This window comes from Bradyrhizobium sp. USDA 327, from assembly GCF_041262065.1.
Taxonomy (GTDB): domain Bacteria; phylum Pseudomonadota; class Alphaproteobacteria; order Rhizobiales; family Xanthobacteraceae; genus Bradyrhizobium; species Bradyrhizobium liaoningense.
This window is the reverse complement of record NZ_JBGCCW010000001.1, coordinates 5,121,668-5,148,195: the sequence shown is the minus strand read 5'-3', so window position 1 is coordinate 5,148,195 and position 26,528 is coordinate 5,121,668. Positions and strand designations below refer to the sequence as shown.

18 protein-coding genes and 1 pseudogene are annotated in these 26,528 nt (G+C 65.7%); 10 read left to right on the top strand and 9 right to left on the bottom strand.

Translation table 11 applies throughout. The features are described from left to right. Nucleotides 1-87: 87 nt before the first annotated feature. A complete protein-coding gene (locus ABIA42_RS24230; RefSeq protein WP_370120429.1) occupies nt 88-1,440 on the bottom strand; it encodes a malonyl-CoA decarboxylase in 1,353 nt (450 codons plus the stop codon). A 295-nt stretch (nt 1,441-1,735) separates the two neighbouring features. Further along, nucleotides 1,736-2,557 carry a helix-turn-helix transcriptional regulator gene (locus tag ABIA42_RS24225; RefSeq protein ID WP_271530992.1) on the bottom strand — a complete coding sequence of 274 codons (822 nt, stop codon included), beginning with the start codon at nt 2,555-2,557 and terminating at the stop codon, nt 1,736-1,738. Nucleotides 2,558-2,607: 50 nt separating this feature from the next. On the opposite strand from ABIA42_RS24225, the gene ABIA42_RS24220 reads away from it, so the two are divergent. Both ABIA42_RS24220 and ABIA42_RS24215 read left to right on the top strand, forming a co-directional pair. Further along, entirely contained in the window at nt 2,608-3,780 is a 1,173-nt protein-coding gene (locus ABIA42_RS24220) for an MFS transporter (RefSeq protein ID WP_370120433.1), read from the top strand. A gap of 484 nt (nt 3,781-4,264) precedes the next feature. Further along, nucleotides 4,265-6,532 (top strand): cation:proton antiporter, encoded by a 2,268-nt coding sequence (locus ABIA42_RS24215; RefSeq protein WP_271530990.1) that lies wholly within the window; start codon nt 4,265-4,267, stop codon nt 6,530-6,532. Between the two features lie 167 nt (nt 6,533-6,699). Here ABIA42_RS24215 and ABIA42_RS24210 read toward each other — a convergent pair whose 3' ends face one another. The 6 genes from ABIA42_RS24210 to ABIA42_RS24185 all read right to left on the bottom strand — a co-directional run bounded on the left by ABIA42_RS24210 (nt 6,700) and on the right by ABIA42_RS24185 (nt 15,630). Then, nucleotides 6,700-9,858 carry an efflux RND transporter permease subunit gene (locus ABIA42_RS24210; protein ID WP_370120437.1) on the bottom strand — a complete coding sequence of 1,053 codons (3,159 nt, stop codon included), beginning with the start codon at nt 9,856-9,858 and terminating at the stop codon, nt 6,700-6,702. A 13-nt stretch (nt 9,859-9,871) separates the two neighbouring features. Beyond that, nucleotides 9,872-11,065, bottom strand: coding sequence for an efflux RND transporter periplasmic adaptor subunit (locus ABIA42_RS24205; RefSeq protein WP_370120440.1), 1,194 nt, complete (start codon nt 11,063-11,065; stop codon nt 9,872-9,874). A 283-nt stretch (nt 11,066-11,348) separates the two neighbouring features. Next, the gene (locus ABIA42_RS24200; protein WP_370120443.1) at nt 11,349-12,344 is read right to left on the bottom strand and encodes an NAD-dependent epimerase/dehydratase family protein; all 996 of its coding nucleotides are present in this window, start codon (nt 12,342-12,344) and stop codon (nt 11,349-11,351) included. 66 nt (nt 12,345-12,410) lie between these two features. After that, the gene (locus ABIA42_RS24195; protein ID WP_370120446.1) at nt 12,411-13,481 is read right to left on the bottom strand and encodes a hypothetical protein; all 1,071 of its coding nucleotides are present in this window, start codon (nt 13,479-13,481) and stop codon (nt 12,411-12,413) included. Nucleotides 13,482-13,581: 100 nt separating this feature from the next. Next, complete coding sequence (locus tag ABIA42_RS24190) at nt 13,582-15,075, bottom strand: flavin-containing monooxygenase (protein ID WP_370120448.1); 1,494 nt, start codon at nt 15,073-15,075, stop codon at nt 13,582-13,584. 105 nt (nt 15,076-15,180) lie between these two features. Beyond that, nucleotides 15,181-15,630 carry a cupin domain-containing protein gene (locus ABIA42_RS24185; protein WP_061027189.1) on the bottom strand — a complete coding sequence of 150 codons (450 nt, stop codon included), beginning with the start codon at nt 15,628-15,630 and terminating at the stop codon, nt 15,181-15,183. 188 nt (nt 15,631-15,818) lie between these two features. Between ABIA42_RS24185 and ABIA42_RS24180 the strand changes: the two genes are divergently transcribed. Continuing rightward, nucleotides 15,819-16,844, top strand: a complete 1,026-nt coding sequence (locus ABIA42_RS24180) for an AraC family transcriptional regulator (protein ID WP_370123951.1) — start codon at nt 15,819-15,821, stop codon at nt 16,842-16,844. Between the two features lie 8 nt (nt 16,845-16,852). On the opposite strand, the gene ABIA42_RS24175 is transcribed toward ABIA42_RS24180, so the two are convergent. Continuing rightward, nucleotides 16,853-17,497 (bottom strand): cupin domain-containing protein, encoded by a 645-nt coding sequence (locus tag ABIA42_RS24175; protein ID WP_271530984.1) that lies wholly within the window; start codon nt 17,495-17,497, stop codon nt 16,853-16,855. 220 nt (nt 17,498-17,717) lie between these two features. On the opposite strand from ABIA42_RS24175, the pseudogene ABIA42_RS24170 reads away from it, so the two are divergent. From ABIA42_RS24170 to ABIA42_RS24140, 7 genes and pseudogenes are all read left to right on the top strand, one after another. Then, nucleotides 17,718-19,408: pseudogene (locus ABIA42_RS24170) on the top strand (peptide ABC transporter substrate-binding protein). A gap of 27 nt (nt 19,409-19,435) precedes the next feature. Then, on the top strand, nt 19,436-20,386 hold the full coding sequence (locus ABIA42_RS24165; RefSeq protein ID WP_370120452.1) for an ABC transporter permease: 951 nt from the start codon (nt 19,436-19,438) through the stop codon (nt 20,384-20,386). A 2-nt stretch (nt 20,387-20,388) separates the two neighbouring features. Next, nucleotides 20,389-21,264, top strand: coding sequence for an ABC transporter permease (locus ABIA42_RS24160; RefSeq protein WP_035672065.1), 876 nt, complete (start codon nt 20,389-20,391; stop codon nt 21,262-21,264). Between the two features lie 40 nt (nt 21,265-21,304). Continuing rightward, nucleotides 21,305-22,633 carry an NAD(P)/FAD-dependent oxidoreductase gene (locus ABIA42_RS24155; protein WP_370120455.1) on the top strand — a complete coding sequence of 443 codons (1,329 nt, stop codon included), beginning with the start codon at nt 21,305-21,307 and terminating at the stop codon, nt 22,631-22,633. A 7-nt stretch (nt 22,634-22,640) separates the two neighbouring features. After that, nucleotides 22,641-23,567, top strand: a complete 927-nt coding sequence (locus ABIA42_RS24150) for a 2-hydroxyacid dehydrogenase (RefSeq protein ID WP_370120458.1) — start codon at nt 22,641-22,643, stop codon at nt 23,565-23,567. A 200-nt stretch (nt 23,568-23,767) separates the two neighbouring features. Next, nucleotides 23,768-25,636 (top strand): ABC transporter ATP-binding protein, encoded by a 1,869-nt coding sequence (locus ABIA42_RS24145; RefSeq protein ID WP_271530979.1) that lies wholly within the window; start codon nt 23,768-23,770, stop codon nt 25,634-25,636. Nucleotides 25,637-25,979: 343 nt separating this feature from the next. Then, nucleotides 25,980-26,495 carry a hypothetical protein gene (locus tag ABIA42_RS24140; protein ID WP_271530978.1) on the top strand — a complete coding sequence of 172 codons (516 nt, stop codon included), beginning with the start codon at nt 25,980-25,982 and terminating at the stop codon, nt 26,493-26,495. Nucleotides 26,496-26,528 lie beyond the last annotated feature (33 nt).

Here is a 26,528-nt window from a genome sequence, read left to right as displayed (position 1 = left end):
CGAGCTCTTCAACACCGGCCTCTGGAATACTGGATCGCCCGGTCAAGCCGGGCGAAGACACCGTCTCTGGCGCGTCGTCTGAGGCCCCTACGACAGCCTCATGTCCAGCAACCTTCGTCCTTCGCTCTTCAGCAGCTTCTTCACGGCGCTCGACGCGACCACCTCGCCGTCATTGGCGTAGGCCTCGTGGTTCTTCTCGATGTCGTCGAGGCGGTAGAGGTAGTTGACCATGATGCCAGCCGACTCGCGCATGCCCTTCGGCGAGAGGTCTCCGAGCCAGTTGATGCGCTCGAGTCTCGCGCCGTTGCCGAGATGGAAGCGGGCGACGGAATCGATCAGCCGGCCCTTCGGCGTGCGTGCCTTGAGGAAATAATGCGCTGCGAGCGGCTCCAGCACGCTGCGCAGCAGCGCCGCCGTCTCGGGGCTCTCGAACCATTTGGGCTCGTCGAGACGCTTCAGCACCTCGCGATCCTCGTCCGATAGCGGCAGGTCCTTGTCCTGCTTCACCCAAGCCATGAAGCCGGGCACCGGCGACAGCGTCACGAAAGTGTCGAGCTTCGGCAGCTCGCGGCGCAACTCTTCCACCACCTGCTTGATCAGGAAGCTGCCGAAGGAGATGCCGCCAAGGCCGCGCTGGGTATTGGAGATCGAATAGAACACGGCGGTGCGCGCGCGCTCGATCGGCAGATGCTGGCGGTCCACCGCAAGCAAGGGCGCGATCGCGCCCGGCATCGTCTCGGTCAGCGCCACCTCGACGAAGATCAGGGGCTCGTCGACCATCGCAGGATGGAAGAACGCGTAGCAGCGGCGGTCGACCGGATCGATGCGGCGGCGCAGATCGTCCCAGTCGCTGATCTCATGCACGGCTTCGTAACGGATGATCTTTTCGAGGATGTTGGCCGGGGTCGACCAGTCGATCCTGCGCAGCACGAGAAACCCCCTGTTGAACCACGAAGAGAGAAGGTGCGAGACGTCGCGGTCGAGCGCGGCGAGATCTGTGTGCCCGTTCATCATGCCGAGCAGGTCGGCGCGCATGTTGACGAGATCGCCGGTGCCGCCCGGCGCGCGGTTGAGGCGGCGGATCAGCTCCTGCCGCCGCGGCTCGGAGGCGAAGTGCAGCGAGCTCGCGTCCTCGTCGCTGGGCTTGGCGCGCCATTTCTCGATCGCCTTGGACAGGCGCTCCCGATCGGGGCCGAAATCGCGCACCAGTCCCTCGAAGAAGGCGCGGCGTCCTGCCGCATCCAACTCCCGGTAGATGTCGAGCACCTCACGCGCAATCGCGGTGCCGGAGGCTTCGCCCCGGCCCGACAGCAACGCATCGCAAAGCTCGATCAGCCCATCGGCGTCCCGCCTGGTTTCGGCGGAGTCCCCGCGGCGAAGCAGCGTGCGGCCGCGCTCGGAGATGGTGGCGAGCAGGTCGGAGAAGAAGGCATTGGCCATCTGGGCTTTTCGATTCCGGGTTTGTGCGTTGCGGAAGTTTACACAAGATTTGGGCTGAAGCCGATCACAATCAAGCAGGGGATTTTGGCAACTTTAGCTGGGCCATGCGTTTCGCGGATGCTGTCATGCCCCGCGAAGGCGGTGCACGCTGGGCGTCCAAGCCTCCACGTCGTCATGGCCGGCTTGTCCCGGCCATCCACGCCTTGCCACGCAGCACAAAGAACGTGGATGCCCGGGACGAGCCCGGGCATGACGGCCCCTCCGTTCATTGTGCTGGCGCCATCCAGAGTGTTCCTCACCCCTTCGCAAATTCCGTCGGCGTGCGCCCCGTCACCTGGCGGAACGCGGCCGAGAATGCCGGCACGCTGGCATAGCCGAGCTGGGTGGCGAGCTGCTTCACCGACACGCCCGCATCCGTGGACAGGCGCTGGATCGCGGAGGCGATTCGCGCGCGCTGGCACCAGCTCTTGAAGCTCAGTTGCGTCTCGCTCGAGAACAACCGCGACAGCGTGCGCGCCGAGGTTCCGACCTCGCGCGCGAGCGTGTCGATGTCGTGCAGGCCGGTGGGGTCGTCGAGCACGATCATGGCGGCGCGGCGGCAGCGCGGCTCGCGCGGCAGCGGCACGAAGGTGGTGGAATCCTCGGCCTGGTGCAACTCCAGCAACACCAGGCGCACCAGCAGCTCGGTCCGCTCTTCCGTATTGCGGGCGTCGAACAGTGCCAGGATCGCCTGGTTCAGCAGCGGCGATACCCGGACCACGAATTCCCTGGTCAATCCCTCATAGCGCTTTTCGCGCTTGAGCCAGGGCAGGTCGAAATACAGCGTGCGCATCTCGATGTCGGCGAGCAGGTCGATGGCATGTTGAAGCCCGGCCGGCACCCAGACCGCGCGGTCCGGCGGCACCAGCCAGCGTCCCCCCGGCGTCGTCACCTGCATCGTGCCCTTGGCCGCATAGATCAGCTGCGCCTCGCGGTGCAGGTGTGGCTCGATCCGCATGCCCCTGGGATAGTCGCGGGCGACCAGGTGGACGCCCGCGGGCGAGCGGTGATTGCTCCGGACCTCCCGCAGGATTGGCGTTTCCAAGATTGGCGTTTCCAAGACAGTCATTGGCGGCATCCCGTCATGGGCACGACATATAACTCATTTCGGAGCGGGAGAGGATTCGTATGAACAGCCCCAGCCGGGTCATTAGTTTCGTCAACGCAGGCCATTTCATCGACCACTATTCGATGCTGATCTTCGCCGCCGCCGTCATCATCATGGGGCCGGCGCTCGGCATGGCCTATTCGGAACTCTTGCCTTACGCGACGCCGGGCTTCGTCGCCTTCGGCGCGGGCTCGCTGCTGACCGGCTGGCTCGGGGACCGCTGGAGCCGCCGCCATATGATGCTGATCTTCTTCGTCGGCATCGGCGCCTCCATGATCGCAGTCGGCTTCGTGCAGACCCCGATGCAGCTCGGCGCGGCGCTGCTCGCGATCGGCATCTTCGCCTCGATCTATCACCCCGTCGGCACGGCGATGATCGTATCTTATGCCGAGAAGCTCGGCCGCGAGATGGGGCTGAACGGCGTCTGGGGCAATCTCGGCGTCGCCTCCTCGGCACTGGTCACCGGCGTGATCGGCCAATATCTCGGCTGGCGCTTCGCCTTCATCGTTCCCGGTATCGTCACGATCCTGATCGGCCTCGCGTTTGCAAGGACGGTCGTGCACGAGGACCGCAAGGGCTCGAAGCAGGCGGCGGCGCAGGCCCGCGTCGCCAGGCAGGACATGTGGCGCGTGATCCTGGCCCTGCTGATCGTGGTGATCGCGATCTCTACGACATTCAACGCGGTCACAGTGGCGCTGCCAAAACTGTTTGCGGAGCGGCTTGCGGACCTGACGAAGAGCCCGGCGCTGCTCGGCCTGATCGCTGCCTGCGTCTACGTGTTCGGCGCGATGACGCAGTACACGATCGGCCGGCTGCTCGACCGCTACTCGCTCAAGACTGTGGCGTTGCCGCTGTCCTTCATGCTGGCTCCGTTCCTCTATCTGGCCGCGAGCCTGAGCAACCTGCCGCTGATCCTGGTCTCGATCGGCATCGTCATGGGCGCGTTCGGTCAGGTCACGGTGAACGACGCCATGGTCGGCAAGTACACCACCGAGGAGTGGCGATCGCGCGCTTACGCGGTGCGCTATTTCGTCGGCTTCACCGCGGCCGGCGCCTCCGTTGGCCTCGTCGCCTGGCTGTACGAGCAGGGCGGCTTCGTCACCATGCTGCACGCCTTCGCCGCCCTCTGCCTGCTCGCGATCGCCGCCGCGCTGATCCTGCCGCGCGAGATCAGGACGCCGCAAACGGTGTGAGGGGGCACTGCTCTCGTGTCCCGGACGCAGATCCGGGACCCAGAGGCCGCGAATTTCTCGTGTCGCATGGGCCCCGGCTCTGCAGCGCACCGCCGAAGTGGCGCTGCGCTGCGTCCGGGGCACGAGCGTGGCGTAGGGCCGGGACTCTCTCCACTCGTCATTTGCGAGGAGCGTGGCGATGAAGGTGCCGCGGAGGGGCTCTGGCTTGCTTCGCTGCACTCGCAGCAATGACGGCGAACGTCGCCACGTCACGCATGCCACCCATGATGCCATTCTGCCAGTGTTTTGCCCGACGTCGCAAGTCACTTCGGCAAGGCCGAAATGTTCGCGAGGTTTTTCAACCCCATCCCTACTGTGCATGGGGTTGTTCTCGCACTTTTCGTTTTTGACGCCGGCGCGCGCGGCGGAACCGGCGCCGCCTTTCACGGGTTCTGTCCCTGTGGCGCCCCGGCACCGGGGCAGATGAAGGGGGAAAGACACCTGCATGCCATGGCGCCTGCTCCGACCGGTCGTCCTCGTTCCCGCGGCGCTTGTCCTCACCACCCTTGCGGCCAGTGCCGAAGCCGGCAAATCGGCCGGTCCGTCAGAATTCCTCCTGATCGTTCAGATCGTGCTGCTGATCGCGGTCGGCCGCGGGCTCGGCGAGGTCATGCAGCGGATCGGCCAACCCTCGGTGATCGGCGAACTGCTCGCCGGCATCATCCTGGGGCCGTCGCTGTTCGGCTGGATCTGGCCCGAGGCGCAGCACGCGATCTTCCCGAACGCGCCCGAGCAGAAGGCGATGATCGACGGCATCGCGCAAGTGGGCATCCTGCTGCTGCTATTGCTCACCGGCATGGAGACCGACCTCAAGCTGGTACGGAAGGTCGGCAGGGCCGCGATCGCGATCTCGATTGCTGGCATCGTCGTGCCCTTCGCCTGCGGCTTTGCCCTGGGTGAATTCCTGCCGGACGCGCTGCTGCCCAATCCGCAGGAGCGCCTCGTGGCCTCGCTGTTCATGGGCACGGCGCTGTCGATCTCCTCGGTGAAGATCGTCGCCGTGGTGGTGCGCGAGATGAACTTCATGCGCCGCAACGTCGGGCAGATCATCGTCGCGACCGCCGTCATCGACGACACCATCGGCTGGATCATCATCGCCGTCATCTTCAGCCTGGCCTCGCACGGCACGCTCGATATCGCCTCGGTGGCGAAGGCCGTGCTGGGAACGCTCGCCTTCCTCGCCGTCAGCTTCACCATCGGGCGCCGCCTTGTGTTTCAGCTGATCCGCTGGGCCAACGACACGCTTGTCAGCGCGGCTGCCGTCATCACCGTGATCCTGCTGTTGATGAGCGTCATGGCACTGATCACGCATCTGATCGGCGTCCACACCGTGCTCGGCGCCTTCGTCGCCGGCATCCTGGTCGGCGAGTCCCCGATCCTGACGCGGCAGATCGACGAGCGCCTGCGCGGACTGATCTCGAGCTTCTTCATGCCGGTGTTCTTCGGCCTCGCCGGCCTCAGCGCCGATCTTTCGGTGTTGCGCGATCCCAACCTCCTGATGCTCACCGGCCTGCTGGTGGTGATCGCCAGCGTCGGCAAGTTCGGCGGCGCCTTTGTCGGCGGCACCGCGGGCGGCCTGAGCTATCGGGAGTCGTTGGCGCTCGCGAGCGGGATGAACGCGCGCGGGTCGACCGAGGTCATCATCGCCACCATCGGCCTCTCCATCGGCGTGCTCAGCCAGAACCTGTTCACGATGATCGTGACCATGGCGATCGTGACCACGATGGCGATGCCGCCGATGCTGCGCGCCGCGCTGGCCAGGCTGCCGATGAACAGGGAGGAGAAGGAGCGGCTGGAGCGGGAAGAATTCGAGAAGCGCGGCTTTGTCGCCAATCTCGAGCGCCCCTTGCTGGCGGTGGACGAAAGCGTCAACGCCAGCTTCGCCGCCCACATCGCGGGTCTGATCGCCGGCATGCGCGGCCTGCCGATCACCGTGCTGCATATCGGCCCGCGCGCCAAGGAACGGGAGAAGGGACGCGGCGAGGAGGAAAGCCACGAAGCCGTGGTGAAGAAGGCCGCCGGGACGGTGTCCGTCAACGGTGACGGAGACGTCGGCAAGGTCGATGTCGTCACCCGTGCGAGGCAGGCGGAGCTCGGCGCGACCATCGCCGACGAAGCGCGCAAGGGCTTCGATCTTCTGGTCGTCGGTATCGACAGGGTGACCGCGACCAAGGACCGCTTCGACCGGAGGATCGACGACATCGCCGCGGCGTTCGAAGGACCGCTCGCGATCGTCGCGGCCAAGGGCAAGCACCTGAAGCAGCCGATGCCCGACGCGCTCAACATCCTCGTTCCCGTTTCAGGCAGCGGCGTCTCCAAACGCGGGGCCGAGGTGGCGGTGGCGCTGACGCAGGCCGGATCGGGCTCGCTCCGGGTGATCTACGTGGCGACGACGCGGGACAAGGGTGCGCAGCGCGGGGCCTCCCGCGGACTGAACCAGGAGACGGGCATCCTCAAGGACACCAGCGACCTCGCCGCCCGCTACGACGTCGACATCACCACCACGCTGCGGGTGAACCGGGCGCCGGAGGCGGCGATCCTCCGCGAGATCGACACCACCGACCTCGATCTCGTCGTCATGGGCGTCGACCGCATCCAGGCCGATCACCTCTCCTTCGGCGGCGTCGCAGACGCCGTGCTCAGGCAGTCGAAAGTGTCGGTGCTCCTGGTGTCGAGCGGCGAGGCGCGGCAGACGCCGGTGGAGAAGGCTTAGGTGTTCTCCCTCTCCCGCTTGCGGGAGAGGGCTGGGGAGAGGGCTGTCTCCGCGTCGGGACATTCCCCAAGGGGACAGAGCCCTCACCCGGCGCTAAGCGCCGACCCCTCCCGCAAGCGGGCGAGGTTACACCGAACGCGCCGCGCCGCTGTTCGGTCGAACGGACTTTAGGATTTCACCTCCGCTATCGGCTGTGCCTTCGGCGCCTTCTTCGACGCCCGCCAGTTCTCGAAGCGCTGCACCACCACGAAGAAGGCCGGCACGAACAGCACCGCGAGGCAGGTCGAGGCCAGCATCCCCGAGAACACGGTGATGCCGATCGACTTGCGCGCGCTGGCGCCGGCGCCGGTGGCGAGCACCAGCGGGACGACGCCGAGGATGAAGGCGAACGACGTCATCAGGATCGGGCGGAAGCGGGCGCGCGCGGCCTCGATGGCGGACTCGATGATCGGCTTGCCGTCGCGGCCGTGCAGCTCGAGCCCGACCTCGACGATCAGGATGGCGTTCTTGGCCGAGAGTGCGATCAGCAGGATGAGGCCGATCTGGCAATAGAGGTTGTTGTCGATCTTGAGCGCGGAGAGGACCAGCATCGGCCCGAGCAGTGACAGCGGCACCGCGAGGATCACCGAGATCGGCGCGTACCAGCTCTCGTACTGGCCGGCGAGCACGAGATAGACCAGCAGCATGGCGAGGCCGAACACCCAGTAGATCTGGTTCGAGACCGCCTTCTCCTGATACGACATCGCGGTCCATTCAAAGCCGGTGCCCGGCGGCAGCGTCTTGTCGGCGATCTCCTCCATCAGCTTCAGCGACTGGCCCGAGGAGTAGCCCTGCGCCGGCAGGCCGATCACCGTCGCAGACGGATAGAGGTTGTAGAGGCTGATCAGCGACGGGCCGGTGGCCGGCGTGATCTTGGCGACGGTGCCGATCGGGATCATGTCGCCGTTGGAGTTGCGCACCTGCATGTTGGCAATGTCGCGCTCGGTGACGCGGAATGCCGAATCGGCCTGGGTGTAGACCTGGAACACGCGGCCGAACTTGTTGAACTGGTTGACGTAGGACGAGCCGAGATAGGTCGACAGTGCCGAGAACACTTGATCGGTGGTGACGTGCAGCGTCTGGGTCTTGACGCGGTCGATCTCGACGTTGAATTGCGGCACCGAGGAGCGGAATGAGGACTGCACGCGCTGCAGCGCGCTCTGGCTCTGGGCGTTGGAGACCACCGCCGCGGTGATCGCCTGCAGCTTGGCGAAATCGCTGTTGCCGTCGCGCAGCTCGACCTGCATCGAGAAGCCGGCGGCGTTGCCGATGCCCTGGATCGGGGGCGGCGGCAGCACGATGGTGCGCGCCTCCATGATGGTCGCGAGCTTGTCGTTGAGTCCAAAGACCAGCGAACGCAGATCCTCGCCGGGTCCTTTGCGCGCGTCCCAGTCCTTCAGGATGATGTAGGCGACGCCGGCATTGGCGAGGCTGGCGCTGTTGTCGAGCGCGGAGATGCCGGCGATGGTGATGACCTGCTGGACTCCAGGGGTGTCCTTGATCAGCCCGCTTGCCCTGTCGAGCACGGCTTGCGTCCGCTCCAGCGCCGCGCCGTCGGGCAATTGCACCGCTGCGATCAGATAGCCCTGATCCTCGATCGGCAGGAAGCCGGTCGGCACCCGCGACAGGCCGTAGCCGCTGGCTCCGATCACCAAGAGCGCGAACGCGACCGAGATGGTGGCATGTCTCACGAGGAACGTGATCAGCCTTGTATAGCCGCGCTCGACGCGGTCATAGACCGCGTTGAAGCCGCGATAGAAGAAATTGCGCTGCTCCGGCGGCACTGTCGGCCGCAGCCAAAGCGCGCATTGCGTCGGCTTCAGGGTCGCCGCGTTGATGGCGGACAACAGCGCGGTCGCGGCGATCACCAGCGCGAATTGCGAATAGATGCGCCCGGTGAGTCCTGCGAGGAACGAGGCCGGCAGGAACACCGAGATCAGCACCAGGGTGATGCCGACGATCGGTGCGAACAGCTGGTCCATCGCCTTGATCGCGGCATCGTGGCCGTTCATGCCCTGCTCGATGTTGTGGGCCGCGCCCTCGACCACGACAATGGCGTCGTCGACCACGATGCCGATCGCGAGCACGATCGCGAACAGCGTCGACATGTTGATGGTGAAACCGAGCGCCGCCATCGCGGCGAAGGCGCCGATGATGGTGACGGGCACGGTCGTTGCCGGCACCAGCATCGCGCGCCAATCCTGCAGGAACACCAGGATCACGACCAGCACCAGCAGGCCGGCCTCGATCAGCGTCATGTAGACCTCGTGCACCGAGGCCTCGACGAATTTGGTGGTGTCGAACGGCGTGTCGTACTTGATGCCCTCAGGGAATTGCCTGGCGAGCTCGGCCATCTTCTTCTCGACGGCCTGTTCGACCTGGAGCGCATTGGCGCCGGGCGACTGGAACACGCCGATGCCGACGGCCGGCTGATTGTTGAGCGAGAAGATCTGGCTGTAAGTCTGCGCGCCCAGCTCGACCCAACCGACGTCGCGCACGCGGGTGACGTCGCCGCTGCTGCCCGACTTGACGATGATGTTCTCGAACTGGCTGGTGTCCTCGAGCCGTCCGTTGACGTTGAGCGTGTACTGGAACGCCTGGCCCGGCGGCGTCGGCGGCGCGCCGACCTGGCCGGCCGAGACCTGCTGGCTCTGCTGCTGGATCGCCTGGATGACGTCCTGCGGCACCAGGCTCCTAGCCTGCAGCTTGTTCGGATCGAGCCAGACCCGCATCGAATACTGGCCGGCGCCGAACACGGTGACGTTGCCGACGCCGGGCAGGCGCGAGAGCTCGTCGCGGATGTTGATGGTGGCGTAATTGCTCAAAAAGAGGCTGTCGTACCGCGCATCCGGCGAGGTCAGCGTCACGAACAGGAGGATCGAGGTCGATCGCTTCTGCACCGTGACGCCCTGATTCTGCACCGCCTGCGGCAATTGCGACAATGCGCTGGAGACGCGGTTCTGCACCAGCACCTGCGCGAAGTTGAGGTCGGTGCCGATCTTGAAGGTCACGGTCAGCGTGTAGGTGCCGTCCGCGCCGCTGTAGGACTGCATGTAGAGCATGTCCTCGACGCCGTTGACCTGCTGCTCGATCGGCAAGGCAACGGTGTCGATCACGGTCTTGGCGCTGGCGCCGGGATAGCGCGTGGTGACCTGCACCGTCGGCGGCACCACGTCGGGGTATTGCGCGATGGCGAGGTTGAACAGCGCGACGCCGCCGATCAGGATCATCAGAAGTGCGATGACGTTGGAGAGGACCGGCCGCTCGATGAAGAATTTCGAGATCATGGCTGGCAGCCCCTCACTTGGCCGAGGCCTGAGACTGGTCGATCTTGGTCGCTTGCGGATCGATCTTCTGGCCCGGGATGACGCGCAAGAGCCCCGCGGTCACGACGCGGTCCTCCGGCTTCAGGCCGCTTTCGATGACGCGCAACCCGTTGTCGACGGGGCCGATCTGCACCCTGCGCTGCTCGACGACGTTGTCGCCGTTCACCACCAGCAGATAGCGGCCGCCCTGGTCGCTGCCGAGTGCGGTATCGGGGACGAGCAGGGCGTTCTTCTCCTGGTCGAAGGGCACGCGGACCCGCGCGAAGTAGCCGGGCAGCAGCACCCGCTTGTCATTGGGAATGAGACCGCGCACCGCCAGCGTGCCGGTCGATTGGTTGAGAGTCGGCGCAACGTAGTCGAGATGGCCCGCATGGGGATAGCCGGTCTCGGTCTGGAGTCCGATCTGGATCGGTAATTGCTTGAGGTCGGCCGGCGTCAGTCCGCGGCGCGCCGCTTCGGCGCGGATGCGCAGCACGTCCTGCTCGTTGACGGTGAAGTTCACGAAGATCGGGTCCATCGCGACGATGGTCGCGAGCTGAGTCGGCGAGGAGACGCCGACGAGCTCGCCGATGGAGACCATGTGGGCGCTGACGACGCCGTCGAACGGCGCGGTGACCTTGGTGTAGCCGTAGTTGACTTCGGCGAGCCTGGTGTTGGCCTGGGCTTGCTGGAGGTTGGCTTGCGCGTTGTCGCGGTTGGCAGTCGAGGTGTCGAGCGTCGCCTGCGAGACCGCCTGGCGCTGCACCAGCTCGGCCTGCCGCTTGTAGTCGGCCTCCGCCTGCCGGAGCGAGGCCTGCGCGCCGGCCTCGGCCGCCTGCGCCTGCTCGAGCTTGAGCTTGTAGGTCTCCGGCTCGATCGTGAACAGCTGGGTGCCCTGCTTGACGAAGGCGCCGTCCTGATAGTCGATCGTTTGCAGAAAGCCCTGCACGCGCGCGACCAGATCGACGCTCTTGATCGGAGCGGTGTTGCCGGTGGCCTCGATGTAGCGCGTCACCGGACGCTGCACCGGCGTCGCGACGTCCACCTTGGGCGGCGGCGGCGCCACGAACGTGTTCCTGTCCTCGCACCCGGCGAGCACGGCCACCGATGCCGCGATGGCCAGTCCCCGCCCGATAGGTCGCCACACTCCATTGCGCCGTGCGGGAGATGCGGGATTCGCTGAGGTCATTCGATGGTCCCCGATGAGTGTCTGTCGGTGTGGCAGGCTAGCAACAAATGACTGGCCGTGGAACACCATAGCCATGGCAGTCACCGGCCTTGCAGTGCAAGGAGCGGTGTGGCCTTTGACAGATTTGCCGTGACAAACCGCTTCGCACCGAGTCCACGATCGACCACAATTGTATCAAAGGCGGCGCGACCTAGACCAACGGCACGCGCTGCGCAAGGCCTACGACAACAGTGGCCCGAAGGGCTCACCGATCGGGACGGAATGGTCCATCGGCGCGATGGGGCTAGATGCGGGGCGCAGCCGCCCCTTGCGCATGCCAGGCTGCAAGCACGTCCCGCTCTTCATCGGCGGTAAGCCCGATGACCGGGCCGTTGCTGGCGTTGAGCCAACGAAGCGTGTCGTGTGCGGTGACCGCGACCGGTCGCGAGATCAGTCCGGCCGCACGCGCCGGCGAGGTGTCGCGTGTCAGGAATCCGGCGAAGTCGGGCAGGGGCAGCCACATCGGCAATGACCGCGGACCTGCCCAGCGCCGCACGTCATGCGCTTCCAGAAAGGCGCGATCGACCCAAGTGAAGGTGCAGGACGGGTTCAGCGCCGACGCGCACTCGGCCAGGAATTCGCCTCGCGTGCGAACTGGCCCAATCCCGTCATAAGTTCCGGTGAGGCGAATCTCTGCCGCATGCACGATCCATTGCGCAAGGTCGCGCACGTCGATGAACTGGACGGCATCCTCCGGCGATCCCGGCGCCAGCACCTCGCCGCCGCGCGCCAGCCGCGCCGGCCAGTAGGCGAACCGCCCGGTCGGGTCTTCTGGCCCGGCGATGAGGCCGGCCCGGCAGATGAAGGAGTCGTTGCCGACCGCTTGTTCGCAGGCGACCTTGGCGGCGCCGTAGATCGCGTCGGTGCTCTGCTCGATCTCCGCTGAACTGGGCTCGCGCATTGGCGCGGTGTCGGCGCGTTGCCCCGGAATGCGGTTGTCCGCATACACACTGATCGTCGACACGAAGGTCCAATGCACGCCCGGCCGCTTCAGCGCGGCGACCGCGTTGCGGACCTGGCCGGGATGACGCGAGACATCGACCACGGCGTCAAATGTCTTGCCCGCGAGCGGCGCAAGACCGTCGGCGAGGTCGCGGTCGATCCGTACGAAGCGCGCGCCCGCGGCAATCGGCCCCGCAAGGCCGCGGGCAGCGCAGGTCACGTCATGGCCGGTCGCGCAAGCATGGCTTGCGATCGCGCGCCCGAGAAACTGGCTGCCGCCGAGGATGAGTACGCGCATGAAACGGTCCGTGTCTCCGATGAGATCGTGAGACTACAACGTCCGGTAGCGGTTGCAACCGATCCATCAGCGCGGCCTGATCTCCGCGTATTTCGCCATCGCTTTCTCGAACTTCCGGTTGAACAGCCACATGGCAGCGAGGATTTCGCGGTAGCTCGCCGAGCTGCGCGCCCGGTCGGCCTGTCCGAAAGCAAAGATGCTGTTGTTGCGCAGGTGCTTCATGATCGTGGGGCTGGAGACCCCATAGTTCAGGAGATCGCCCGATTTGAGCGCGGACCGTGTCGGGGTCGGCACGATCTGGATCAGCTCGAACAGCTTCATCTGGTCGATCGGGTCAGGCAGCGTCTTCACGATTCCAGGGATCTCACGGAACAGATCGGCGTGCGCGTTCATCAGGCCGTCGCGCACGTTGGTCCAGTGGTTGAAGCGGTGATCAGTGCCGCGGGCCCGCGCCTCTTCCTTGTCGTCGCGCGCACTCAGCGCCGGATCGATCGCTGCGATCTCGCTCTTGATGGCTTCCCATTTTCTCCGGCCGTTGCGGTCTTCGGAGGGGCCGGTCTGGAAGCTGCCCATATAGGTGTTCGAGCGCGCGTTGCGGACGTTCTGCTTGCCATTGGTTTCCGCAAAGAACAGCCCGAGGCTGATGCGGCCCGCAGTCTCGGCATGTTCAGGCGCAAGCCCCTTGGCGCGCGCAATCGCAACGGCGAGATCGACCACGTCCTTGAACGGCGTTGGCGAGTTCTGCGCGCTGGCAGGCGGCGCCTCCATGATGTCGAACAGCCTTCCGTATTCGTCGACCAGCGGCTCGATGTCGGCATCGAAATAGGCCGGCGGAATCTCGAACTTGTTGGGCCGGCCGATCCGCGACGGCATGGCGTCGGTGAGGTCCTTGTAAGTACTGATCACTGCGACGCGCGCGAGGTAGAGCGCCTGGCCCGGCAGGTTCGGCAGCGCCTCCTTCGCTTCGATCTGGCGCCGCCGCTCGGCGAGGATGGATTTGAAATCGCCGAGCGCGCGATCATAGTCGGCAAGCGCCTCGGATTGCCTTGGCGTTGGCGCGCTTTGTCCCATGGCAGGCGCCGCGAGAAGCAGGGCAAGCACTGCGAGACAGGCGGCGGCGTGACGTCTTGGTTCCATCGCGGGGCTCCCGGGCCGGTCGATTCGGCAGCGGAAATCGTAGGCAATGCGGGCTGGCCTGGCGAGCCGCGAGTTCGGGTCGGCGGCAACTTGCCAGCCGTCATGCCGTCACCGGGTACTCCGGCGCGGAAGCCAGGAATTTGGCGTAGTCATCAGCATCCGGAGGCAGGAAGCGGCCTGCGAGCCCGCCGCGCTTCTGGTTCTTCGCGCCGATGTCGGCCATCAGCTCGTCGAAATGGCGGTAGTGATAGGGCGCCACGCACAGGCCGCCATAGACGCCCGCGGCCGGGCGCTCGACGCGCTTGAAGCGCAGCATCATCTCGATGTTGTCGCGCATCGCTTGCGCCGTCGGTTGGTTGGCGAGCTGGCCGTCGGCATAGCGCACCAACCAGTTGGCGGCGAGGTCGGCGCAGAGCACGGTGCAGAACGACGAGTTGAAGCCGACGAAGCCGAGCTCCGGCAGATCTGGATTGGTGATCAGGCGGTAGAGCCGGTACTGTCCGTCGGCATCGACCAGCTTCTGCCTGTAAGCTTCGGGAAGGAACGGCACGCCGAGCTTGTAGCCGATCGCGAGCACTGCGACGTCGGCACCGACGCGCTCGCCGCCGCTCATCACGATGCTGTCGCCTTCATAATGGTCGAACGTGCCGAACACCGCCTTGATGCGGCCGTCCGCGACCATGGGATAGAAGCCCGGCGTTGCGATCGGCACCGAGCAGTTGACGCCGTCCTCGATCCGGTCCTTCGGCACCATCTTGCATTGCTTGAGCTTGAGCTGCGCTTTCAACAGGCTCTCCAGCCCACGCCAGTTCGCCCAGACCAGTGGCGCGGCGAGGCGGTGCGCGAGCCGCGCCATCGGGCCGATGCCCCAGCCCGGAAACATCTCCTCCTGCGCGCGGATGTAGAGGATACGCTTGAAGTTCACGAGGCCGCCGATGAAATAGGGAATGCGCCAGACCGGCTCGCGCATCACGATCGTGACCTCGCGCGCGCCCGATTTCACCGCGTTCACGGCGATGTCGGTCGCCGACTTCGAGCCGCCGAGCACGACGACGCGGCGTCCTTTCGCCAGCGTCTGATCGCCGTATTTCGACGAATGCAGGATCTGGCCGCCCTGTGCCAGGAATGCGTCCTCGCCGGGACAATGCAGCTCACGTGGCTCGTTGAACTGTCCGGTGCAGACCGCGACGAAATCGAAAGTCTCGCTCGTGCTCGTGCCGTCCTTGTCCTTCAGGGTAAGCGCCCAGCCCGGCTTGCCGTCGGCGCGGCGCGCCATGCCGGTGATCTCCGTGTTCAGGCGCAGCATGCGGTCGAGGCCAAAACTCTTGGCGTAGTCGGCGAGGTAGGCATGGACCTGCGGTCCGGTCGGCCATTCCGGATAGGCGTCCGGCATGGCCCGATCGGTGTAGCGGTAGAGCTCCTTCGGGCTCTGCGTCTGCACGTCTGGATAGGAGCGCGCCAGCTCCCAGACGCCGCCGAGATCGGCGCTGCGCTCGACGATGGCGACGCGGTGGCCGCGGGTGGAGAACGCTTTTGCTGCGGCAAGTCCGGAGACACCGGCGCCGATCACGCAGACATGCTTGGGGCTGACCATGGGATGGCTCGCAATCAGTGTGTTTCGCGCAAGCGGCCACGTTCGGCCGCAGGGCGCGGCCGGCCGAGCTGCAAGCAGATGAAGGTGGACGAGGAGGCGATCGGCCTAGTCGTTGGCTTCGGGCGGCAGGAAGTCGACCTCGTGCAGCGCCGAAATGCGGACGACTTCGGCAGGGTCGGTCAGATTGTGGAGCTGTTCGAACAGCGCCTCCAGCTTCTGCATCGGGGAGACCCAGAACAGCGCGCGGCACGGCTTGTCGGACTTGTTGAAATAGCCGTGCGGGATGCCGCGCGGCATGCGGACGAGGTCGCCGGCATGGGCCTTGACCCATTGACCGTCCAGCTTGAGGTCGAGCGTGCCTTCCTGGACCAGGATGAACTCGTCCTGGGTCGGATGGATGTGCACCGGCACGAACTGGCCGGGATCGCTGTTGGTCTCGAAAGCGAAGGTGGAGTCTGTGACGGCCTTGGGGAAATAGACTTGGCCCAGGATGTTCCAGCTCTTGCCGCCATAGCCCGTGCCGTTTGCAGTAATGCCCTTTTCGAGTGCAGTCATGCTCACCTCCTCATGGATACCGGCGGGGACGGAGCTTCGACCAGCCAGGGGCCGTCTGTCTATCCGCTAAACGAATCCGGATCCTGCTGTTGCCATGCAGCACGGCGATTTCACCGACGTGGCCCTTTTCGCGTCCGAGGAACTATTATAGGCTTAAAACAATTCCGTGACGCGAAGCGTGGTCGATGATGTCCGCAGCCGTGCTGGAAACGAACGCAAGAGCGCCCGCAGCCGAGCGGCTTGCGGCCTTCGCCCGCGTCACTACGGATGATGTCGACGAAGCGGCCGAGCAGATCGGGCGTATCTTTTGTCCGCACGATCTCAAGCCGGCGCAGGCGCGGGCGGACGGCTTCTCCGCCCGGCACAATTGCGCGGCGTTCGACGGCTTCTCCATCAACTACGTGGCCTATGGCGGATCGGTCGGCATCGATCCCGGGTGCCTCGAGCGCTTCTTCCTGGTGCAGGTCCCGCTTGCGGGCAGCGCCCACATTCGTGCCGGCGTCAGCGAGCTCGACGTCGCGCCGGCCCGGACGGCGTCGCTGCTGTCGCCGACGATCCCGACCCGGATGATCTGGGCCGACTGCGCGCAAGCGATCCTGCTGCTCGACCGCCGCCTGGTCGAGCAGCGCGCTGCAGCGCTGTCGGGCAGGGCGGCCGGGGTGGTCGAGTTCGCCCCCGCGATCGACCTGGACGCGCCGTCCGGGCGGGCCTTGCAGACCAGCCTCGCCGGGCTGATGACGCTTGCCGAGCGTCTCGGGCCATTGGGAAGGCTTTCGCCGGCGGCGATGGCCGATTGGCGCGAGCTGCTGCTCGATCATCTCCTCAACGGGCAGCGGCATGGCCTGTCGGATGCGATCAGGACGTTCTCAGGGCAGGCCGAGCGCCTGCCGCGTGCGCTCCGCGCCGCGCGCGACCATCTGGCGGACAATGCCGGCGAGCCGCTCGATCTCGCGCAACTCGCCTGCGTGTCCGGCATCGGCATCCGCGCGCTCCAGCTCGGCTTCCGCCGTCACTTCGGCGTGTCCATCTCGCAGATGCTGCTCGACATGCGGCTCGCTGGCCTCCATGCCCGCCTCGCCCAAGCGTCCGCCGGTGTCTCCATCACCGACCTCGCCTTCGATCTCGGCTTCACCCATCTCGGCCGCATGGCCGGCGCCTACCGCGAAAAATTCGGCGAGACGCCGTCGGCAACGCTGCGGCGAAGAATGAGCTGAACGATCGGCTAGACCTGTTCTTGCGACTGCGTCCCACGGTCTTCGCGCAGCGTCGTCACCCAGATCGCGCGCGCCACCTGCTGGGTCGGGTTGTCGAACATGTGCGGCACGATGCTCGGAAAACGAAAGCTGTCGCCGGCTTCCAGCAGGTGGGCCTGGTTGTCGAGCCACAGCCGCAGGCTGCCCGAGAGGATGTAGCCCGCCTTCTCGCCGGTGTGCTGCAGGAAGTCCGTGCCGGAGGAGGCGCCGGGGTTGAGCGTGAGCTCGTAGAGCTCGAGCTGGCCTTTGCCTTCCGGGGTCAACGCTTCCTTGACGACACCGCTGGCAGTGAGCCGCAGCAGCCGCCGGTTGGTCTTGCGCACGATGTAGCGCGGCACGTCGGCGGGATCGCTGCTCTCGAAGAAATAGGAGATGGGAACGTCGAGCGCGATGCTGAGCAGGCGTAGCGTGCGGATCGACGGCATGGCCCGCGCGCGTTCGAGCTGGCTGATCATGCCGGTGGACAGGCCGGTCTTGGTGGCGACGTCCTGGATCGAGAGGCCGGCGCGCTGCCGCAGCAGCCGCACGGTTTCACCCAGACGCTGGTCGACAGCGTCATCGGGCTCGGCCGTCGCGAGATCCTTGGGGCCGTTCGTGCCGCCGCGACCGTCCATGTCGCTCTCCCATGCATCATCTTGAGCCCGCGACGGTATCGGTCGGAGCTTTAGTCGGAGTGAAAAGATTGCGCATACTAGCAATCCGATTGACAGTTGTATTTAGTCGTGATGAAATTTTGGCACAATAATTTAGAAGCACTAAAGCCCACTCCTGTCCCTTTTGCCGGGGTCTCGGGGGCGCGGGAGACGGTGCCGCGTGCGACAACGGAGAGTGGTCATGGCAGGCGACACCGGCAAGCTCGGCGTTGGGGTACTGCATCTCGGCATTCCGAATCGCCGTCAATTCTTCCAGCTCGGCGCGGGGGCCGCGGCGGGATGGACGCTTTCAGGCAGCGCCTTCGCGCAGACCGAACGACCCACCAATCCGCCGGACAAGCCGCGCGGCCAGGTGATCGCGGCGCTGTCGCAGGAGCCGACCGTCTTTCATCGTTGATGCCGGGCATCGAGGTCGACCAGGGCGTCTGGTGGCAGGTGTTCTCGCTGCTCTGGTTCATCGATCCCGCCGGCAATTTCGTTCCCGACCTCGCTCGCGAAGTCCCGACCATCGAGAATGGCGGCCTGTCGGCCGACGGCCTGACCTGGAAGATCAAGCTGCGCAACGACGTGAAATGGCATGACGGCACGCCGTTCACGGCCGAGGACGTGAAATTCTCGCTCGAGCTGATCAACGATCCCAATTTCCGCGCGCGCAGCCGCGTCGGCCACAGCCTTGTGAAGGACATCAAGGTCGTCGCGCCCGACGAGATCCATTGGCGCATGGAAGCGCCCTATTCGCCCTACATGTCGATCCTGGGATCGCTGACCTTCATCGTGCCGAAGCACGTCCTGGAGAAGGTGTCCGATCCGAACGCCTCGCCGTTCCACAACGCGCCCGTCGGCACCGGGCCGTTCCGCTGGGGCGAGCGCGTGCCCGGCGACCACATATTGCTCAATGCCCACACCGGCTATCACGGCAAGGGACCTTACGTCGAACGCGTGGTCTTCAAGTACATTCCCGACCTCACCGTGCTCTACACCCAGTTCCGCACCGGCCAGGTCGACTACACCGGCCTGCAAGGCATCTTGCCGAACTTCGTGCAGGAGGCGAAGACGCTGAAGGGCCGCAAGGTCTTCGTCTCCTCGACCTCCTCGGTGGAGCATATCGCGCCCAATCTGGAGTTCGGTCCCTTTGCCGACCGCGCCGTGCGCGAGGCGCTCTACCTCGCCATCAACAAGCAGGCGATCATCGATGCGCTTTATTACGGCCTGCCGACACAGACCGAGAGCTTCGTGCCGCAGCAGGCCTGGTCGTTTCAGCAGGGCCTGCCGCAGCACAAATACGATCCCGCCAAGGCCAATGCGCTGCTCGATGCCGCAGGATGGGTGCGCGGCGCCAGTGGCGTGCGCGAGAAGGGCGGCGTCAAGCTCGAATTCACGAATTCGACGACGTCGGGCAATGCGGTGCGCGAGCAGACCCAGCAGCTGCTGATCCAGGACTGGCGTGCGATCGGGGCTGCGATGCGCGTCAACAACATGCCGGCGGCCGTGATCTGGGGCGACTTCTGGCAGCAGTCGAAGTTCAATTCGGTGCTGGTCTCCGTCAACTTCATGCTGGGCAGCGACCCCGACGTGACGCCGCGCTTCGGCTCCGGCGCCATTCCCGCCAAGGGCGGCCGCGGCTACAACACCTATCAGTACAAGAACCCGGAGGCCGATCGCCTGCTCGCCGACGGCGCCAGGCAGTTCGATCTCGCCCAGCGCAAGACGACCTATGGCGAGCTGCAAAAGCTGATCCGCAACGATCTAGCCATCCTGCCGCTGTTCCAGGGCTTCATCGCCGAAGGCGTGAAGGAAGGGCTGCAAGGTTTCCGTCCCAACATCAATACCTCGATCAACTGCTGGAACATCCGCGAATGGTACTGGGCTTGATGTCTCAGGCCCGCTGGATCGCCTGAGATGGCCCGTTACGTCGTCAACCGCCTGGCGCAGGCGATCATGCTGCTGGTGATCGTCTCGGCGATCGGCTTTGCCATCCTGCATCTGGCGCCCGGCGGTCCGCTGTCGCAGTTCGCCGTCTCCGGACAGATGACGCAGGAGGATCTCGACCGCGTCACCAGGCAGCTCGGGCTCGATCGCCCGTTGCCGATCCAATATCTCGACTGGTTCGGCCGCATGGTACGGGGCGACTGGGGGCGCTCCTATCGCGACGGCGAGGCGGTGCTGTCGGTGATCTCCTCGCATCTCGGCGCCACGCTGGAGCTGATGGCGACGGCGACCATCATCGCGGTGCTGCTCGGCTGCTGGATCGGTATCCTCGGTGCGCTGCGGCGCTATTCGCTGTTCGACACGCTGGCCACCGTCGGCGCCATGGTCGCGCTGTCGATCCCGACCTTCTGGTTCGGCCTCGTCACCATCTACGTCTTCTCGGTGAAGCTCGGCTGGCTGCCGGCCGGCAACAGGCAGACCATCGGCGACGGTTCCTTCCTCGACCTGCTGCATCATCTGATCGCGCCGGCAATGGCTCTGGCGCTGGTCGAAACCGCGATGTGGGGCCGCTTCATGCGCTCCTCCATGCTCGAGGTCATCAACCAGGACTACATCCGCACGGCGCGCGCCAAGGGCATGCCGGAATGGCGCATTCTCACGGTGCACGCGCTTCGCAACGCGCTGTTGCCGATGATCACGGTGGCTGGCCTGCAGTTTCCGACGCTGCTCGGCGGAGCGCTGGTCGCCGAGACCGTGTTCACCTGGCCCGGTATGGGCCGGCTGTTCCTCGATTCCATCGGCTATCGCGACTATCCCGTGGTGATGGGCATCCTGATGTTCTCGGCGACGATGGTGCTGATCGGCTCCCTGCTCGCCGACATCCTCTATGCCGTCGTCGATCCGCGCATCCGGGTGGGCTAGCGATGACGGCTGCGACCATCTCCACCGTTCAGCTCGCGCCCGGCCAGGCCGCGTGGCGTCGTTTTCGGCGCCACCGTCTCGCGCTCGCGGGCGCGGTGATCATCCTCGTTCTCGTCCTCGGTTCGGCGCTCGGCCCTTATCTGCTGCCGTTCGACGACACCTATATCGACATCATGAAGCGGTTCGCGCCGCCGCTGTCGGGCGCGCATATCCTCGGCACCGACGAGCTCGGTCGCGACGTGCTGGCGCGGCTGATGATGGGCGGTCGCGTCTCGCTGTCGATCGGCATCGTCGCGATGGTGATCGCGATGGCGGTCGGAATCGCCGTCGGCGCCTTCGCCGGCTTCTATGGCGGCGTGGTCGGTGCGGTCCTGATGCGGCTTGTCGATGCCGTGCTGTGCTTTCCGACGATCTTCCTCCTGCTGGCGCTGGCCGCGCTCACTGAGCCCGGCCTGGTCACCACCACCGTGCTAATCGCGGCGACGGCCTGGATGGCCGTCGCCCGCGTCGTCGAGGCCCAGGTGCGGTCGCTGCGGGAACGTGAGTTTGCGGTCGCCGCGCTTGCCTTCGGCTCGTCGAACCTGCGGATCATGTTCCGCGAGCTCGTGCCCAATGCGATCGCGCCTATCGTGGTGGCGGCGACGCTGAACGTGGCGAAAGCGATCCTGCTCGAATCCTATGTCAGCTATCTCGGCTACGGCATCCAGCCGCCGGCGGCGAGCTGGGGCAACATGCTCAACAACGCGCAGATCTATCTCACCAGCGCGCCGTGGCTTGCGATCGCGCCGGGCCTCGCCATCACGCTGGCTGTCACCAGCTTCAACTTCCTCGGCGACGGCCTGCGCGATGCGCTCGACCCGCGAATGAACATCCCATGACGAGCCAGGTCTCGTTCGAACTGAAGTCCAGGAGTGTCCCATGTCCCCGCCGCTCAACCGTATCAACAGCGATGAACGCCTGCCGGCGCAGGTGGACGTCGTCGTCATCGGCGGCGGCGTCATCGGCGTCTCCTCGGCCTATCATCTGGCGAAGAAGGGCCTCTCCGTCGCCCTGGTCGAGAAGGGCCATGTCGGCGGCGAGCAGTCGAGCCGCAATTGGGGCTGGTGCCGCCAGCAGGGTCGCGCCCGCGAGGAGATTCCGCTCGCGCGCGAGGCGCTGCGGCTGTGGGAAGACATGCAGAACGACGCCGGCGTCGATGCCGGCTTCCGCCGCACTGGCGTCTTGTTCCTGACCAAGAACAAGGACGAGCTTGCGAGCTGGGAGCGCTGGGCGGCGGTCGCACGCGAGATGCAGGTGCACTCAACCGTGCTGACGCCGGCCGAGGTCGCCGAGCGCATGCCCGGCAATACCGACACATGGGTCGGCGGCCTGCACACGCCGAGCGATGGCCGCGCGGAGCCGTCGATGGCGGTGCCGGCACTTGCGACCGCGGCACGCAAGCACGGCGTCACCATCCACCAGGGCTGCGCCGCGCGCGGGCTGGAGACGCAAGGGGGGCGCGTCAGCGCCGTCGTCACCGAGAAGGGCACGATCCGCACGCAGGCCGTGCTGCTGTCGGGCGGCGCATGGTCGTCACTGTTCTGCCGCCGCCATGGCATCGAGCTTCCGATCGGCCTCGTCAACGCCACCGCGTGCCGGACCACGCCGGGACCGGAGATCACGTCAGGCGCGCTCGGCACCGATTTCTACTGCATCCGTCGCCGCCTCGACGGCGGCTTCACGCTGGCGCTGCGCAACCGCGGCACGGTCGAGCTGTCGCCGGACCTGTTGCGTTACGCCTGGACCTTCTGGCCGACCTATTTGCATCGTCGCGAGGGATTGAAGATGTCGTTCGGCAAGTCGTTTTTCGACCAGCTCATGCGCGGCACGAATTGGAGCTTCGACAAGCCGTCGCCGTTCGAGGCCGAGCGCGTGCGCGATCCCGCACCCGACATGTCGCTGGTCAATTCGGCGCTGGCTGCGCTGATCAAGTCGAATCCGGAATTGAAGGACATCGAGATCGCGGAAGCCTGGGGTGGCACGATCGACTGCACGCCGGATACGATCCCCGTGATCTCGGCGGTCGATGCGCTGCCGGGCTTCTTCCTCGCCACCGGCTTCTCAGGCCACGGTTTCGGCATCGGCCCCGCGGCCGGCAAGCTCGCCGCCGACATCGTGACCGGCGCGACGCCGCTGGTCGATCCCGCCGCCTACAGCCACAAGCGCATGATCGACGGCCGGCGGCTCGCGCCGGTCAGCCCGTTCTGAGGGCGGCATGACGGTTCTCTACAAGGCCAACATGGTTCGCGGTGCCGAGTGGGCGCGCCTCTTCGCGGAGCGCGCGCCCGACGTGCCGTTCCGGCTCTGGCCCGACATCGGCAATCCTGCCGATGTCCGCCATCTGGTGGCGTGGGTGCCGCCGGATGAGATCGCGACGACCTTTCCCAACCTCGAACTGGTCTTCTCGGTCGGAGCGGGCGTCGATCAGTTCGATACCACGAAAGTTCCGGCGCATATTCCGTTGGTCCGCATGTTGGAGCCCGGCATCGCCGAGACCATGGTCGAATACGTCAGCATGGCGGTGCTCGCGCTGCATCGCGATCTCCTGGATTTCATCAATCAGCAGAAGCAGCAGGTCTGGCGCGAGATCCGCATCACGCCGGCGAAGCGGCGGCGTGTCGGTGTGATGGGGCTCGGCCAACTCGGCCAGGCCGTGCTCGAGCGGCTGAAGGCGTTCAGCTTTCCGCTATCAGGGTGGAATCGTTCGCCGCGCGAGATCGAAGGCGTCACCTGTTATGCGGGCGCAGAAGCGCTGCCCGAATTCCTTGCGCAGGCCGACATTCTCATCTGCCTATTGCCTCTCACCGACGAGACGCGCGGCATCCTGAACGCAGACTTGTTCGCGCGCTTGCCGCGCGGGGCGGGGCTCGTCAATGTCGGCCGCGGTCCGCATCTCATTGAGGCTGATTTCCTCGCGGCGCTCGACAGCGGCGCGTTGTCCGGCGCGGTGCTCGACGTCACCGATCCCGAGCCGCTTCCGCCAAGCCATCCGTTCTGGAGCCACCCGCGCATCCTGCTGACGCCGCACAATGCCAGCATGACGACGCCCGACACCGCCGTCGATTTCGTACTCGACGTCATCGCCCGTCACCGCCGCGGCGAGGAGCTGCCGGGGCTGGTTGACCGCACGCGTGGATATTGAGGCGCGATGACGATGGGAACGTTGGTGCAGCTACGGGCGCAGTTTACCTCTCCCGCTTGCGGGAGAGGTCGGCGCGCAGCGCCGGGAGAGGGCTCTCTCCTCTTGGGGGTTCTCGCTTGCGGCGACACCCTCTCCCCAACCCTCCCCCGCAAGCGGGGGAGGGGGCGCACCTTCTCCCCGGCAGGTGGCGGGGGCCTCGCATGAGCATCGTGGCAAACATGTCGAACCAAGCCTCCGCCAACGCACAGTCTCCCGTGCTCTCGGTCTCCGGCCTCACCACCTCCTTCATGCTCGAGCGGCAATGGATACCCGTCGTCCGCAACATCTCGTTCGATATCGCGCCGCGCGAGACCGTGGCGATCGTCGGAGAGTCCGGCTCGGGCAAGAGCGTCACCGCGCTCTCGATCATGCGGCTGATTCCCCAGGAGATCGGTCGCGTCGAGGGCCGCGTCATGTTGGCTGGCCGAGATCTGCTCGCGCTGCCCGAGGCGGGCATGACCAGCATTCGCGGCAATGACGTCGCCATGATCTTCCAGGAGCCGATGACGAGCCTCAATCCGGTGCTCACCATCGGCTTCCAGATCGCGGAGGCGCTGATCCAGCATCGCGGCCTGTCGCGCGCCGCCGCCGAGGCGGAAACCATCCGCCTGCTCGATCGCGTCCGCATCCCCGCGGCGAAATCCCGCTTCCACGAGCATCCGCATCGCTTCTCCGGCGGCATGCGCCAGCGCGTGATGATCGCGATGGCGCTGGCCTGCAGGCCAAGGCTATTGATCGCGGACGAGCCGACCACCGCGCTCGACGTCACCATCCAGGCCCAGATCCTCGAGTTGTTGAAGGAGCTGCAGCAGGAGGAGGGGATGTCGATCCTCTTCATCACCCACGACATGGGTGTCGTCGCCGAGATCGCTGATCGGACCGTGGTGATGTATGGCGGGCAGGCGGTGGAGATCGACGCGACCCCGCGCATCTTCGCCGCACCCTCGCATCCCTACACAAGCGCGCTGCTGGCGGCCGTGCCACGTCTCGGCTCGATGGACGGACGGACGCGGCCGATGCGGTTTCCGATCGTCGACAAGGTGACGGGGACTTCGGACGAGCCGGTGGAGACGCCCGACACCGTTTCGACGGCCGAGCGGCCGTTGCTGGAAGTCTCGGGCCTCACCACGCGTTTCCCCATCCGCTCCGGATTGTTCGGCAAGGTCTCGGGTCGCGTCCACGCGGTCGAGGACGTCTCTTTCACCTTGCGCGCCGGCGAGACGCTGGCGCTGGTCGGCGAATCCGGCTGCGGCAAGTCGACCACGGGCCGCTCGATCCTGAGGCTGCTCGAGCCGGACAGCGGGACGGTCCTGGTCGACGGCGAGAACGTGCTGGCCATGAACGGCCGAGCTCTACGCGATTTTCGCAAGCGGATGCAGATCGTGTTTCAGGACCCGTTCGCGAGCCTCAATCCGCGCATGTCGGTGGGAACGGCGATCGCGGCTCCGCTGCTCGCCAACGGCCTTGCCACGGCTGCGCAGGCCCGCGACAAGGTCGCCGACCTGCTCGTGCGCGTCGGCCTGACCGCCGACATGGCGGCGCGCTTCCCGCATGAGTTCTCCGGCGGCCAGCGGCAGCGCATCTGCATCGCGCGTGCGCTCGCGCTCGGGCCGAAGCTGATCGTCGCGGACGAAGCCGTCTCCGCGCTCGACGTCTCGGTCAAGGCCCAGGTCGTCAATCTGATGCTCGATCTTCAGGCCAGCATGGGCCTCGCCTATCTCTTCATCTCCCACGACATCGCGGTGGTCGAGCGCATGAGCCACCGCGTCGCGGTGATGTATCTCGGCGAGATCGTCGAGATCGGCCCGCGCGCCTCGGTGTTCGGCGATCCGCAGCATCCTTATACGAAGAAGCTGATGGCAGCCGTGCCGGTGCCCGATCCGTCGCGTCGCGGAGTCCGGCGTGAGGCCTCGAACGACGAGATCAGAAGCCCGGTGCGCGCGCCGGATTATCAGCCTCCGCTGCGGCAGTATCGCGAAGTGTCGCCGGGCCACGTCGTCCAGGTGTGGGGTGAGGAATGGTCGGCCTGACTGCGTGCTTCACGCGTCCTCCGGAAATCGTGACCGGATGGAGCGACAGGAAACAGCGGTATGTGAACCGCTTCATACTCCATCACTCTCTTTCTGAACTACCACTCCCGCAAGAAATTGCCGCACCCGGACCTAATTGACGAACGCGGGTGAGATGCAATGCCTGCGCAGCCGCGTGCTCGCAGCTTTGGATTGGCTCCTCGTCTTGCTCACGAGCAAGCCAGCCCCATCACTCAGCACACATTTTTCAGAAGTTGGAATCGAGGACATCGAGAAACGCGTCCAGGCAGCTTCTATTTGGGGTCAGCCAGTAGGCTGCCAATTACTCAGAAGGAGCCCCCCAATGAAGACTAGCAGCGCAATTTCCAACGCATTCTCTCTCAAAAGGCACGTCGGCAGTTTTCGGATCGCCCGTTCCAGTCTGATCAAGTCGGCCCATATCCTTGAAAGGATTGGGCTGGCGGCCGTTGGGGCCTCTTGCGGCCTCTATGTCGGTGCAACCCTGTTGCGTGAGAAAGGCGGACTGTTTGAAAGCGGCTGGATTGTGCTCCTGACAATGCTCTATGGAGCTATTAGTTGTTATGTCGGAATTGATTTGTCTGGCAATGTCGCACGGAAGCCGACATCGAGCATCTCGGAAGAATGGACCGGCTCCGAGTCGGCCGAGATCATGAGTGCGGCCGGAACGTTCGGCGCGGCCATTGCCGCAACTCTGTCGGTCAGCATCCTTGTCCTTGATCAGAATCTGCCTAACGGCCTGATAGGCTTTGTCGCCGGCTGTTGGGTGGTTGGTTCTTCGCTTCAGGTTGCGGCGGGCACGATGGCTCGCAGCCACGAAGCGTCCACGAACGAGCAATGAAGGAAGTGCGCTCGCGGAAAAACGTCCGCTTGG